Source organism: Streptococcus sp. 1F3 (assembly GCF_054968985.1).
Window position 1 is genome coordinate 28,787 of sequence record NZ_JBUEQR010000085.1, and the last position, 14,133, is coordinate 42,919.

General features: G+C 41.8%; 10 protein-coding genes and 1 pseudogene. 10 read left to right on the forward strand and 1 reads right to left on the reverse strand.

Translation table 11 applies throughout. The features are described 5' to 3' along the window. Positions 1-405, reverse strand: a 405-nt coding sequence (locus tag ACVPON_RS07950) for a CorA family divalent cation transporter (protein WP_462878086.1), incomplete at its 3' end; no start/stop codon positions are given. A gap of 331 nt (positions 406-736) precedes the next feature. On the opposite strand from ACVPON_RS07950, the gene uvrA reads away from it, so the two are divergent. The 10 genes and pseudogenes from uvrA to nusB all read left to right on the forward strand — a co-directional run bounded on the left by uvrA (position 737) and on the right by nusB (position 13,946). Next, entirely contained in the window at positions 737-3,562 is a 2,826-nt protein-coding gene (gene uvrA / locus ACVPON_RS07955; RefSeq protein ID WP_462878088.1) for an excinuclease ABC subunit UvrA, read from the forward strand. A 691-nt stretch (positions 3,563-4,253) separates the two neighbouring features. Then, positions 4,254-5,807 (forward strand): type I restriction-modification system subunit M, encoded by a 1,554-nt coding sequence (locus ACVPON_RS07960; protein WP_462878102.1) that lies wholly within the window; start codon positions 4,254-4,256, stop codon positions 5,805-5,807. After that, positions 5,800-5,943, forward strand: coding sequence for a hypothetical protein (locus ACVPON_RS07965; RefSeq protein WP_462878090.1), 144 nt, complete (start codon positions 5,800-5,802; stop codon positions 5,941-5,943). The genes ACVPON_RS07960 and ACVPON_RS07965 overlap by 8 nt, the downstream gene beginning before the upstream one ends. Positions 5,944-5,946: 3 nt before the next feature. Beyond that, positions 5,947-7,845: a restriction endonuclease subunit S gene (locus ACVPON_RS07970; protein ID WP_462878092.1), complete on the forward strand. Its 1,899-nt coding sequence runs from the start codon at positions 5,947-5,949 to the stop codon at positions 7,843-7,845. Continuing rightward, positions 7,846-8,023 (forward strand): annotated as a pseudogene (locus tag ACVPON_RS07975) (ATP-binding protein); the annotation flags it as partial. 172 nt (positions 8,024-8,195) lie between these two features. Continuing rightward, positions 8,196-11,285 carry a type I restriction endonuclease subunit R gene (locus tag ACVPON_RS07980; RefSeq protein WP_462878104.1) on the forward strand — a complete coding sequence of 1,030 codons (3,090 nt, stop codon included), beginning with the start codon at positions 8,196-8,198 and terminating at the stop codon, positions 11,283-11,285. Between the two features lie 116 nt (positions 11,286-11,401). After that, positions 11,402-12,463 carry a M24 family metallopeptidase gene (locus tag ACVPON_RS07985; protein WP_462878094.1) on the forward strand — a complete coding sequence of 354 codons (1,062 nt, stop codon included), beginning with the start codon at positions 11,402-11,404 and terminating at the stop codon, positions 12,461-12,463. A gap of 63 nt (positions 12,464-12,526) precedes the next feature. Then, a complete protein-coding gene (efp, locus tag ACVPON_RS07990; RefSeq protein WP_462878096.1) occupies positions 12,527-13,087 on the forward strand; it encodes an elongation factor P in 561 nt (186 codons plus the stop codon). A gap of 27 nt (positions 13,088-13,114) precedes the next feature. Beyond that, positions 13,115-13,507 carry an Asp23/Gls24 family envelope stress response protein gene (locus ACVPON_RS07995; RefSeq protein WP_462878098.1) on the forward strand — a complete coding sequence of 131 codons (393 nt, stop codon included), beginning with the start codon at positions 13,115-13,117 and terminating at the stop codon, positions 13,505-13,507. Beyond that, the gene (gene nusB, locus ACVPON_RS08000; protein WP_462878100.1) at positions 13,497-13,946 is read left to right on the forward strand and encodes a transcription antitermination factor NusB; all 450 of its coding nucleotides are present in this window, start codon (positions 13,497-13,499) and stop codon (positions 13,944-13,946) included. Before ACVPON_RS07995 ends, nusB begins: the two co-directional genes overlap by 11 nt. Positions 13,947-14,133: the final 187 nt, after the last annotated feature.

Sequence of the window (14,133 nt, forward strand, 5' to 3'; positions counted from 1 at the left end):
ATAGAGCAACTGGAAAACAAAGCGGGTCTTCATGAAGGTATAGAAATTTTTGATTCTTTGATTAAAGAAAGAATCAAAGAGAGTCAAGGGTTGAACACAAGTGGTAATCACAACATCCTTAGTGACGATAATTCCGAGCGGTAGGGTGATGTGATAACTTTTGTTGTTGCGCTCCTCATAGGTCGGAACGTCCACGATAATCAGGGTATAGTCATCTTCTACAGTGATCCGAGAGGACTCTTCCACATCAAGCGGAGCCCGTAGATCGGTGATATCAATATTGAACTGTTCTGCCAATGTAACAGACTCTTCCTGGGAGGGGTTAACCAAGTTAATCCAAGAGCCCGGTTCAAAGGTCTGGATTTCTTCTAAATTAGTTAATGTAGAACGAAACATTTGCTTCATACTTAATTCCTCCTCAGTTTTTATTGCGGTCGAACGCACCCTCTCATTATACCAAAAAAAGCTCTCTAAAGTAAATGATTAAGTAAACAGGCTTCTAGAGGGATGGAAAAAGTGAGCGATAAGCTCAATCATATTGCAGGCAAGCAGGATTTTTATGTATATTTTAACAAATCAAACCAGCGCGTTAGGGCAATGAAATGGAACAACTATCAAAGAAAAATCATAATGGGAAACCTTGATTTTGATAAGCCTTGAAACAGTATGATATAATTTGATTAGTACATAATGCTTGAACAGTATTAGAATGGAATCATCTTAGAAGGAAGAAGAAATGAAGGATAAGATTGTAATTCATGGGGCACGTGCCCACAATTTAAAAAATATTGATGTAACGATTCCGCGTGAGAAACTGGTTGTGGTGACGGGACTTTCTGGCTCAGGCAAGTCAAGTCTCGCTTTTGACACCCTATATGCGGAAGGGCAGCGACGCTATGTAGAGAGCTTGTCTGCCTATGCCCGCCAGTTTTTAGGCAACATGGACAAGCCAGATGTTGACTCGATTGAGGGGCTAAGCCCTGCGATTTCAATCGACCAAAAGACCACTTCAAAAAATCCACGTTCGACAGTCGGAACGGTAACAGAAATCAATGACTATCTCCGTCTCTTATATGCACGAGTGGGAACACCATACTGTATCAATGGGCACGGGGCGATTTCTGCTTCGTCTGTAGAGCAGATTGTCGATGAGGTCTTGGAATTGCCAGAAGGGCAACGCCTGCAGGTTCTGGCACCGATTGTGCGGAAGAAAAAAGGGCAGCATAAGGTCATTTTTGAGAAGATTCAAAAAGATGGCTATGTTCGTGCCCGTGTGGACGGAGACATCTATGATGTAACAGAAGTACCTGAATTGTCAAAGAGTAAGCAACACACGATTGAGGTAGTGGTGGATCGGATTGTGATAAAAGAGGGGATTCGTTCACGCTTGTTTGACTCGATTGAAGCTGCCTTACGTCTTGCTGAGGGTTATGTCATCATTGATACCATGGACGGGCAGGAGCTCCTTTTTTCTGAATATTATGCCTGTCCTGTCTGTGGCTTTACAGTACCAGAGTTAGAACCACGTCTCTTTTCCTTCAATGCCCCTTTTGGCTCTTGTAGCGACTGTGATGGTCTGGGTATGAAACTAGAAGTGGATGAAGATTTGATTGTGCCAGATCCACAAAAGACCTTGCGTGAGGGGGCTTTGGCACCTTGGAATCCGATTTCCTCTAACTACTACCCACAGATGTTGGAGCAGGCTATGACCCAGTTCGGCATCGATATGGATCAGCCCTTTGAGGACCTGTCAGCTGAGGAAAAGGAGTTAATCTTCCATGGTTCAGCTGGCAAGGAATTTCATTTCCATTATGAGAATGAATTTGGAGGTGTACGCGATATTGATATTCCCTTTGAGGGCTTGATGAGCAATATCAGCCGTCGTTATCGTGAGACCAATAGCGATTATACCCGTCAAGTTATGCGGGCCTATATGAATGAATTGACCTGTGCGACCTGCCATGGCTATCGATTGAATGACCAAGCCTTGTCTGTGCGTGTGGGCGGTGAAAAAGGTCTACACATCGGGGAGTTGTCTGACTTATCGGTGGCAGATCATTTGGAGCTTGTATCACACTTGCAACTCTCAGCAAACGAAGCGACGATTGCGACCCCGATTGTCAAAGAGATTAAGGATCGCTTGACCTTCTTGAACAATGTCGGACTCAATTATTTGACCCTATCACGTTCAGCTGGCACCTTGTCAGGTGGAGAGAGCCAGCGGATTCGCTTGGCGACCCAGATTGGCTCCAACCTAAGTGGGGTTTTGTATATCCTAGACGAACCCTCTATTGGTCTTCATCAGCGGGATAATGATCGCCTAATTGCCAGTCTCAAGAAGATGCGGGACTTGGGCAACACCTTGATTGTCGTGGAGCATGATGAAGATACGATGCGGGAGGCGGATTATCTGATTGATATCGGTCCAGGTGCAGGGGTCTTTGGTGGAGAAATTGTGGCTTCTGGTACACCAGCTCAGGTTGCCAAAAATAAAAAATCCATCACTGGTCAATACCTCTCAGGCAAGCGGGAAATCCCCGTTCCCTTGGAGCGTCGCATTGGCAATGGTCGCTTTATTGAGGTGAGCGGGGCGCGTGAAAATAATCTTCAGAATGTCACTGCTCGGATCCCTCTTGGTAAGTTTGTTGCAGTGACAGGTGTATCTGGTTCTGGTAAGTCTACTTTGGTCAACTCAATCTTGAAGAAAGCCATTGCCCAAAAGCTCAATCGCAATTCGGAAAAGCCAGGAAAATTCAAGTCTATTTCAGGGATTGAACACCTGGATCGCTTGATTGATATTGATCAAAGTCCGATTGGGCGTACCCCACGTTCTAACCCTGCTACCTATACAGGTGTCTTTGACGATATTCGGGATCTATTTGCCCAGACCAATGAAGCCAAGATTCGGGGCTACAAGAAAGGACGCTTCTCCTTCAATGTCAAGGGAGGACGCTGTGAGGCTTGTTCGGGAGATGGGATTATCAAGATTGAGATGCACTTCTTGCCAGATGTCTTTGTTCCTTGTGAAGTTTGCCATGGTCGGAGGTACAATTCAGAAACACTTGAAGTCCATTACAAGGAAAAAAATATTGCAGAAGTCCTTGAGATGACGGTCAATGATGCAGTGGAATTTTTCAAGCATATTCCAAAAATTGAGCGGAAATTGCGGACCATTCAAGATGTGGGGCTAGGTTATGTTACTTTAGGGCAACCGGCTACAACCCTCTCAGGTGGAGAGGCGCAACGGATGAAGTTGGCTAGTGAGTTGCACAAGCGTTCAACAGGAAAATCCTTGTATATCTTGGACGAGCCGACAACGGGGCTGCATACAGAAGACATCGCCCAGTTATTGAAAGTCTTGGCCCGCTTTGTGGATGATGGCAATACAGTCCTAGTCATTGAGCATAATTTAGATGTGATTAAGACCGCAGACCACATCATCGACCTAGGTCCAGAGGGAGGTGTCGGTGGTGGTATGATTATCGCAACTGGTACTCCCGAAGAGGTGGCAGCAAACGAAGCTAGCTATACGGGGAGGTATCTCAAAACCAAATTGAAGTAATTCCTATTTTTAGGTGCCCCTCTGAAGCACTCTTTCAGTTAAAGAAGCTGTTGGCATTAGTTTGGAAACTGGTTCTTTTAGGTATCAATTCATTTAGATTAGTCGTGATAACCACCCATGAAAAATGGGTGGTTATCACGTTTGGAGAAGAAATGAAAAGTAGAGGAAGTGAATTGGACTGGGGCGGTAGGCTGGCTTGAGGTGACTAGATTGCGCCCCCCTTTTTCCTTATACTCATTTAGTTTAACTTTTATTACTTCGACGATTGTGGAAACTTCGTTTCCTCGCTTTGCCGTACTCTACGATTGTTACTGACTATCGTCAGTATGATTTCCAACCTTCAACAGTCCTTAGACTGTTGAAGCAGCCTGCAGCTCCTTGCCTAGTACTAAAAGTAAACGAAACAACTATAAAGTGAATACTCAATAAAAATCAAAAGGATACTAGCTTTCACAATGAAGAATTGTGAAAGGTTGGAAATGAGAGTAGCACCGCTCATTTCCTTATAATCGAAGCCCAAGGTAGAACGAGCCTTCACCAAGGCAAGTTGACGAAGGATCCTTTTGATTTTTAAAGAGTATAAGGAAATCTCCTGTTGACTTTTGAAATATACAAATATTTGAATAGAACATGTATAGAATCACTGAGAAATGGTATAATAGAACTATTAAAGAGAATGAGGAATAAGATGATGTCAGAACAAGCACAGCGACAGGAATTACATCGTAAAATTTGGTCTATTGCAGATGATGTGAGAGGAGCAGTAGATGGTTGGGATTTTAAGCAATATATCCTAGGGATTCTCTTCTATCGCTTTATCAGTGAAAATTTTAAGAACTACATCGAGGGTGGGGATCCAGATGTTGATTATGCAAGATTCCCTGAGGAGCTGATTACGGATGAGATTAAGGAGGATGCGATTAAGACGAAGGGGTATTTTATGATGCCCGGTCAGCTTTTTTCAAATGTTGTTAAAACGGCTCGAACCAATGGACAGTTGAATACAGACCTAAAAAATATTTTTGATGATATTGAAAAGAGTGCGGTAGGTTATGAGAGTGAGCATGATATTAAAGGTCTTTTTGATGATGTGGATACTAGGAGTAATAAGCTGGGTAGTAGCGTTCCTGAACGAAATAAACGCTTGGCACTTATTCTTGAAGGAATCGCCAGTCTTGATTTTGGAAATTTTGAGGATCATCAGATTGACCTCTTTGGAGATGCCTATGAATATTTGATTTCCAACTATGCTTCTAACGCAGGAAAGTCTGGCGGAGAATTTTTCACACCCCAGAGTGTATCCAAACTATTGGCTAGAATTGTCATGCTAGGCAAAGATGAGAAGAATAAAATCAATAAAATCTATGACCCAGCCTGTGGCTCAGGCTCACTTCTTCTCCAAGCCAAAAAGCAGTTTCATGATCATATCATCGAGGACGGTTTCTATGGTCAGGAGATCAATATGACGACCTACAACTTGGCACGGATGAACATGTTCTTGCACAACATCAATTACGATAAGTTCAGTATTGAACGGGGCAATACCTTGCTAGACCCTAAGCATGGAAATGATCAGCCCTTTGATGCCATTGTGTCAAATCCACCTTATTCTATCAAGTGGATAGGAAGTGATGATCCGACCCTTATCAATGATGATCGTTTTGCGCCTGCAGGGATTTTGGCGCCCAAGAGCAAGGCAGATTTTGCCTTTATTATGCACAGCTTATCTTACCTGTCCAATAAAGGACGGGCGGCGATTGTGACCTTTCCTGGCATCTTCTATCGTGGGGGTGCAGAGCAGAAAATTCGGAAGTATTTGGTGGATAACAACTATGTGGAAGCTGTTATCCAGTTGCCAGACAATCTTTTCTTTGGGACCTCTATTGCGACCTGTATCTTGATATTGGCTAAGAACAAGCCGACAACGGATTTACTCTTTATTGACGCTAGTCAGGAATACAAGAAAGAAACCAATAACAACATTCTGACAGAGGAGCATATCGAAAAAATCTTGGCAAGTGTAGGGCGCAAAGAAAATGAAGCCTACTTTGCTCAAGTCGTTCCTCAAGAGAAGGTAGTGGAGGAAGGGTATACTCTTTCTGTATCAACTTATGTAGAAAAAGAAGACACGAGAGAGAAGATTGATATTGATGTTTTGAATAGAGAAATTGCTGAGACAGTGCGAAATATTGACCGTTTGCGGGCTGAGATTGATAAGATTGTCGAGGAGTTGAGCCATGACTAAGATTGAAGAGATGCTGGTAGAACCCTGCCCTAATGGCTCAAACAGTCAGGGAAGTGACTGTTTGAGGTGGGAGATAAGGCAACGTGCTGACTTTGCCTCCTTGCAACGGCTGAACGGTCAAAAGAAAGGTTACTAACGCATGATGAATATCGAAAAAATGATTCACAACCTTTGCCCTAATGGAGTTGAATGGAAAGAGTTGGGGGAATTTTCCGAGATAAGAAACGGCTATGCTTTTAAAAGTTCCAAATATAGTGATGTTGGAATCCGTGTGATTAGAATTTCAGATGTACAGAAAGGAAAATTATCTGATAAAGATATTAAATTTTATCCTATTGAAGCAGAGAAAGAGATAACTAATTACTTGCTGTATGAAAATGATTTGGTTATGTCACTGACAGGTAATGTTGGCAGGGTGGCGATGATTCCCGAAGAAGTATTGCCAGCTGGATTAAATCAACGAGTTGCTTGTATCCGTCCAAATGAAACTGCGTTGGTACGTTTTCTTTTCCATTATTTGGACCAAGCTAGTTTTGAAGCACAAGCTATGCAGAATGCAACAGGTGGTGGACAAAAAAATCTTAGTACTCGATGGTTAGCTAATTTCAAAATCCCCCTCCCACCCCTTGAGATTCAAAAAGAAATCGTGCAAATACTTGACAAATTCACAAAATATGTTACGGAACTTACGGCGGAACTTACGTTTCGTAAACAGCAATATTCCTACTATCGGGATCAGCTCCTTTCCTTTGAGGATGAAGTCTATCAGGTGGAGTGGAAGACGCTGGGGGAAGTGGCACTACCAACACAAAATATTTTTTGGAGAGACCAAGAGGAAAAACAATTTTCTTATATTGACCTTTCATCTGTAGATAGGGAGAGTAAGAAAATCATTGAAACAACTGAGATTACTAGGTTTACTGCACCTAGTCGTGCTCAAAGAATTGTTAAAGAAAATGACGTCATTTTTGGGACGACAAGACCGACACTAAGAAGGTATACAAAAATCTCTAAAGATTTTGATAATCAAATTTGTAGCACTGGATTTTATGTTTTTAGGGCGTCTGATGAGATATTACCAAACTATGTGTATCATATTTTTGCTTCTAATGGTTTTAATAAGTATGTTGAAGAGAATCAGAGTGGTGCTAGTTATCCAGCGATTTCAAATAGTTTGATTGAGAACTACAAACTTCCCGTCCCTCCCCTTGACATTCAACGTCGTATCGTTCAGGTTTTGGATCACTTTGACACGGTTTGTAACGATTTAAACATCGGACTACCCAAGGAGATTGCACTACGCCAAAAACAGTACGAATTTTTTAGAGAAAAACTCTTGACATTCACCGCCGAAGGCGTGTATGCTGAGAGTAGAGTAGAGGAGTTGGGGCATTCCGACCTTATCAGGCTCCTCCAGTGGGTCTTTGGTCCGATACGGGTGTCCTTGGGAAGTATCTGCGATTTTACACGTGGCAATGGTCTGCAAAAGAAAGATTTTGTAGATGAGGGCTACCCAGTTATTCACTATGGACAAATCTACACACGTTATGGTTTTTCGACTACAGAAACACTATCCTTTGCAGACAAGGCAGTTTTTGACAAATTGAAAAAAGCACAACCCAACGATATTGTCATGGCAACCACTTCTGAGAATGTGGAAGATGTTGGAAAAGCAGTGGTCTGGGAAGGTGGTGAAGAGATTGGTGTATCAGGAGATGCTTATATCGTTCATACTTCTCAAAATGCAAGATATATTAACTATTTTTTCCACTCTACTCATTTCCAAGTACAGAAGGAAAGAAAAGTGACAGGAACAAAAGTAATTCGTATAAATGCTAAAGATATGGATACTTTTATTATCAATTTACCGTCATTATCTAAGCAAGCTCGTATTACGTCCATTCTGGATACATTTGACACCTTGACCAATGACCTAACAAAAGGGCTACCGAAGGAAATAGAATTACGACAGAAGCAGTATGACTATTTTAGGGAAAAGCTCTTACATTTTAACGCTGAAGACAGGGAGTTTAGATAAACTCGAGATAGTTTGGAAAAACAGTTTTCTGATTTTGGAAATCTAAATGCTGACGAACAAGCCGAAGTCGTAAATTTATGGTAAAAACTATGAAAAACTTACAAGACTTGGGTATCGTTGACTGGTTCGGGGCAAATAAAATGATCGAAATCAATACTGTACTTTGACGAAAAAATAGTCTATCCTTTATGAAGTAGGATACATAGTTAAATACATATGGTTCGTCAGATTGAATAATCACAAATTTTACTAATTCAACTTTTTGTTTTCTTTAGTAGATTTTACATTTTTCTTGAGGGTGATTGATGACGTATGATATTTGCGCAAAAATGAATGAAAAAGGAGTAACCATGTCTAACATCACTCAAACAGACCCGATTCTGGAGTCCAATCATTTCATTGTTTTAGAAAAATACACCAAATCTGAGCAAGCGGGTTCTTATCAGACTGAGGCTGATTTGGAGCGGGAGCTGCTTGTGGATTTGCAACGGCAGGGATATGAATATCTCAACTACGTGACGACACCTGAGGCGCTGTTGCTCAATCTTAGAGGGCAATTAGAAAGGTTGAATGCGGTCCATTTTACAGATGGTGAGTGGCAGCGTTTTTTGGATGAATACCTTCATAAACCTAGCGACAGCCTCATTGATCGTACGCGAAAATTGCATGATGACTATATCTATGATTTTATCTTTGATGACGGGCATATCCAAAATATCTATTTATGGGACAAGAAAAATATCAGTCGCAATACCGTACAGGTCATCAATCAGATGAAACAGACAGGGACGAGTGCCAATCGTTATGATGTGACCCTGCTAGTGAATGGCTTGCCCTTGGTACAGATCGAGTTGAAAAAACGGGGAGTGGCGATTCGTGAAGCCTTTAACCAAGTTCATCGTTACAGTAAAGAGAGCTTTAATGAAGAACATTCCCTTTTTAAATATATTCAGCTATTTATTATTTCAAATGGTACCGATACCCGCTATTTTGCCAATACAACCAAGCGAGATAAAAACTCATTTGAGTTTACGATGAATTGGGCATTGAATAATAATGACCCGATTAAAGACCTAAAAGACTTCACAGCCACCTTTTTAAGTAAGCAGACCTTATTAAATGTGCTTATCCATTACTCTGTATTTGATGCCAGCAATACACTTCTGATCATGCGTCCGTATCAGATTGCTGCGACAGAGCGAATCATTTGGAAGATAAGGTCTTCTATTGTGTCAAAAATCAAAAGTGGTCCCGAAACAGGGGGCTACATCTGGCATACGACAGGATCTGGTAAGACTTTAACTAGCTTTAAGGCGGCAAGGCTTGCGACCGAGATGGACGAGGTGGACAAGGTCTTCTTTGTCGTTGACCGAAAGGACCTAGACTACCAGACTATGAAAGAGTATCAGCGGTTTTCACCAGATTCTGTGAATGGTTCAAATAGTACGGCTGGTCTGAAACGAAATATTGAAAAAGATGACAATAAAATCGTGGTAACGACCATTCAAAAGTTAAACAACTTCATGAGTAGTGAAAGCCAGCATGCCATTTATCAGAAACAGGTAGTCTTTATCTTTGATGAATGCCACCGTTCCCAGTTTGGAGAGGCACAGAAACGCCTCAAACAGAAATTTAAGAAGTATTGCCAGTTTGGCTTTACAGGAACGCCAATCAAGGTGGAGAATGCTTCGGGATCTGAAACAACTGCATCTGTCTTTGGTCGTGAACTGCATGCCTATGTGATTACAGATGCTATCCGAGACAGGAAGGTCTTGAAGTTCATGGTGGACTATAATGATGTGCGTCCACAATTTAGGAAGATTGAACAAGAGCAAAATCTTGATAAGTTGACGGCTGCCGAGAGTAAAAAGGCCCTGCTTCATCCGACACGGATTGCAGAAATCTCTCGTTACATTTTGGAGCATTTTGGACAAAAGACCCATAACAATAGATTCAATGCCATGTTTGCCGTTTCGAGTGTAGAGGCAGCAAAGGCCTACTATCAAGAGTTACAAGACCAGCAAAAAGATGCAACAAAACCTTTGAAAATTGCAACGATTTTTTCCTATGCGGCAAATGAAGCTCAGGCGGCAATCGGTGAGATTGCAGATGAAACCTTTGCCCCTACTGATTTGGCAGATGTCACTAGTAAGGAATTCTTGAGTTCTTGTATCAATGACTACAATCTCCTTTTCGGGACGAGTTTTACGATAAATGGGAATGATTTTCAAAATTACTATCGTGACCTGGCAAAGCGTGTCAAAAATCGCGATGTGGATCTACTAATTGTAGTTGGTATGTTTCTAACAGGTTTTGACGCACCGACCCTTAATACCTTGTTTGTCGATAAAAACTTACGCTATCATGGTCTTATCCAAGCCTTTTCACGGACGAATCGCATTTACGATGCAACGAAGTCTTTTGGGAATATTGTAACCTTCCGTGACTTAGAAGAGGCAACGACAGATGCCATCAAATTATTTGGTAAAACGGAGACAGCAGAAGTCCTGTTGGAACGTTCTTATCAGGATTATATGAATGGCTACTTAGAAGCTGGAGAAGAACAAAAAGGTTATTTGGCAGTTGTTCAAGAGTTACAAGAACGATTTCCTGATCCGTCTGAGATTGTCAAAGAAAGCGATAAGAGGGCATTTGTTAGCCTCTTTGGTCAATTTTTACGCTTGGACAATATTTTACAGAATTATGATGAATTTATGAATGTGCAGGCTCTCAGAAAGCTTGATATGTCAGATGAAGCCGAAGTTGAGCGATTTAAGAAGCGCTTCCACATTGATGATGCGGAATTCGAAAGGGTAGCCCAATTGCCTATTCCAACTGAGCGTGAGATTCAAGACTACCGTTCAACCTATAATGATATCAAGGACTGGTACACCAATGAACGTCGTAATCAGCAAGATAGTAAATCGAATGTAGACTGGGATTCAGTCGTCTTTGAGGTTGAATTGCTAAAGTCTCAAGAAATTAATCTAGATTATATTTTAGAGTTGATTTTTGAGACCAATAAGAAGATTCGCGATAAGGATGCCTTAATAGAAGAGATTACTCGGACCATTCGGGCTAGTCTTGGAAATCGCGCTAAGGAGGATCTGATCGTTGCTTTTATCCAAAGGAGCGATCTAGCTCAATTTGTTGATAAGTCGGATATTATTGAACAATTCTTCCTATTTGCTCGTAAGGAGCAACAAAAAGAAGTGGATGCCTTGATTCAGTCTGAGGGGTTAAATAGAGAAAGTGCCAAGCGCTATATTCAAATTTCCCTGAAACATGAGTATGCTAGTGAAAATGGTAGTGCCCTTAATGAAACCCTGCCTAAGATGAGTCCTCTCAATCCACAATATCATACGAAGAAGCAAGCTGTTTTTCAGAAAATCAGCGTCTTGGTTGAAAAATTCAAAGGTATTGGTGGGGAGCTAGAATAATTAGAGTAAGAGGGGAGGCATTGCTTCCCTTTTATTTTGGAACGAGAGTAATTTTCCCCTTCTAGTATTCTCTTTAAAATGTGATAGAATAATAGAAAAAGGGAAGGAGTATAGCTATGCAAGCAAGATTAGAAAACATTCGTCAAAAAATGAAAGAGGAGGGCTTGTCCGCTTTCTTGGTGACCAACCTAAAAAATATCTACTATCTGACAGGTTTCTGGGGGACGGCTGGGACGGTCTTGGTAACAGCTGATCGTCAGCTTCTGATCACAGATGACCGCTACATCACCTATGCCCAATCGGTTGTAACAGGCTTTGAAGTAGTATCCAATCGAGATGCCCTCTCGGTTGTAGCACAGGTGCTGAAAGATAGTAACTTGGGAGAACTTGCTTTTGAAGATGAGGTATCGGTAGCCTACTATCAAGCCATGCAAAGCCGATTTGAGGGAATCCATTTAACACCTACGACAGATGTAGTCATGGGCTTGCGCATGATCAAGGATGAGACTGAAATTGCAACCATTCAGCGTGCCTGTCAGATTTCTGACCAAGCCTTTTTGGATGCCTTGTACTTTATTAAGCCAGGAAAAACGGAGTTGGAAGTGGCGAATTTCCTTGATTTTCGCATGAGAGAGCTAGGGTCAGAAGCGGTATCCTTTGATACCATTGCAGCATCTGGTTACCGCTCTGCCATGCCCCATGGACGTGCCTCAAACAAGGTCATTGAAGCAGGTGATGCCCTGACCTTGGACTTTGGCTGTATCTACAATCACTACGTGAGTGATATGACGCGAACCATCTATATCGGCTCTGTCAGCGATGAAGAGGCAGAGATTTATCAGACGGTTCTGGCTGCCAATCAAGCCTTGATTGCGGCAGCAAAAGCAGGCATGGAATATCGTGAATTTGATGGTGTGCCTCGCCGAGTGATTGAAGCAGCAGGATACGGGCCTTACTTTACGCATGGAATCGGGCATGGAATGGGACTAGATGTCCATGAAATTCCTTATTTTAGATCAACTTCAACCGATAACATTCAAGCGGGCATGGTCTTGACAGATGAGCCTGGTATCTATCTAGAGGGCAAGTATGGGGTGCGAATTGAAGATGACCTCTTGATCACAGAGACAGGATGTACAATCTTGACCCTAGCCCCGAAAGAATTGATTGTCATTTGAGAAATCAGACAATTTGTGATAGAATAAAACGAATAATAAAATAATGAAGAGGTAATCATAGACATGATTGATGCAAGTAAATTAAGAGCAGGTATGACCTTTATTGCTCCAGATGGCAAACTTCTCCGTGTATTGGATGCAAGCCACCACAAACCAGGTAAGGGAAATACGATCATGCGTATGAAATTGCGCGATGTTCGTACAGGTTCAACCTTTGATACCACCTACCGTCCAGATGAAAAATTTGAACAAGCGATTATTGAAACACGTGTCGCAACCTATCTTTATCAAATGGATGAGACTGCCTACTTCATGGATACCGAGTCATTTGATCAGTATGAAATTCCAGTAGCAAGTGTCAAAGAAGAATTGCTCTATATTCTTGAAAATTCAGAAGTGAAAATTCAATTCTACGGAACAGAAGTGATCGGTGTAACTGTTCCTACAACTGTTGAATTGGTAGTGACAGAAACCCAACCATCAATCAAGGGGGCAACGGTGACTGGTTCAGGAAAACCAGCTACCCTAGAGACAGGTCTTGTGGTTAACGTACCAGACTTCATCGAAGTGGGTCAAAAATTAGTCATCAATACAGCAGAGGGAACCTACGTGTCACGTGCTTAGTCTCATTCCTCTTAGAAAGGATTTCTCATGGTAAAAGAAAATTTAGGCGAAATCGTTATTGCACCTCGTGTTTTGGAGGTGATTACAGGGATTGCATCTGCTAAAGTGGAGGGTGTGTATTCGCTACACAACAAAAAAGTAAGAGATGGCTTATCCAAGACTGCCTTAAACCGTGGTGTCTATCTTCAGACAGATGAAGCAGGAGATGTGACAGCCGATATCTATGTGTATCTCGAATATGGTGTCAATGTTCCGACAGTATCAATGAATATCCAACGTGCAGTAAAAACAGCCGTTGCCAACTATGCGGATGTCATTGTGAAAACGGTTAATATTCATGTAGACGGTATCGTACCAGATAAGACACCAAAACCAGACTTAAAAGACTTGTTTGGTGAGGACTTTCTAGATGAAGAATAAGCAACATGAATCACGGCACTATTTGCGTCGATGTGCTCTTCAGGCGATTGTGTCCTTAGAATTTGGTCAGGAGCCTATTCAAGCTGCCCAGTTTGCCTATTGTTATGACGATGAGGGAGAGCAAGAGGTGGAGCTTCCCCTCTTTCTACTGAACTTGGTCACAGGAGTTTCAGATGTACGAGAAGAGATTGATACTCAATTGATGACGCGTTTGAAAGCAGGTTGGACCTTGGAACGCCTGACCTTGATTGATAAAAACATTATGCGTTTGGGTCTTTTTGAAATCCTGCATTGCAAAGAAACTCCTGATCGTGTAGCGGTCAATGAGGCAATTGAGCTCGCAAAAGAATTTTCAGACCCGGCTTCTGCAAAATTTATCAACGGTGTCTTAAGTCAATTCATAGAAAAAGAAGGCGAGCCTACAGTTGCTATTTCGTAGCACTTTCTTTGTCCCCTCTTCTTACTAGACAAGGAACAATCACCCAGAAACAGGTGTATGTCAATTCAGTTGCTTCTGGGTTTTCAGCAAATATCAAAAGCTCTCCAAAACTTCTGTATGATATACTCCCCTTATAGTGGACAGTGAAAAAACAAAAATTCACTAGAAGTGATATACTCCCCTTATA

Coding starts and splice junctions, on each gene's coding strand:
- uvrA (WP_462878088.1), top strand. CDS start 737: ATGAAGGATAAGATTGTAATTCATGGGGCACGTGCCCACAATTTAAAA.
- ACVPON_RS07960 (WP_462878102.1), top strand. CDS start 4,254: ATGTCAGAACAAGCACAGCGACAGGAATTACATCGTAAAATTTGGTCT.
- ACVPON_RS07965 (WP_462878090.1), top strand. CDS start 5,800: ATGACTAAGATTGAAGAGATGCTGGTAGAACCCTGCCCTAATGGCTCA.
- ACVPON_RS07970 (WP_462878092.1), top strand. CDS start 5,947: ATGATGAATATCGAAAAAATGATTCACAACCTTTGCCCTAATGGAGTT.
- ACVPON_RS07980 (WP_462878104.1), top strand. CDS start 8,196: ATGTCTAACATCACTCAAACAGACCCGATTCTGGAGTCCAATCATTTC.
- ACVPON_RS07985 (WP_462878094.1), top strand. CDS start 11,402: ATGCAAGCAAGATTAGAAAACATTCGTCAAAAAATGAAAGAGGAGGGC.
- efp (WP_462878096.1), top strand. CDS start 12,527: ATGATTGATGCAAGTAAATTAAGAGCAGGTATGACCTTTATTGCTCCA.
- ACVPON_RS07995 (WP_462878098.1), top strand. CDS start 13,115: ATGGTAAAAGAAAATTTAGGCGAAATCGTTATTGCACCTCGTGTTTTG.
- nusB (WP_462878100.1), top strand. CDS start 13,497: ATGAAGAATAAGCAACATGAATCACGGCACTATTTGCGTCGATGTGCT.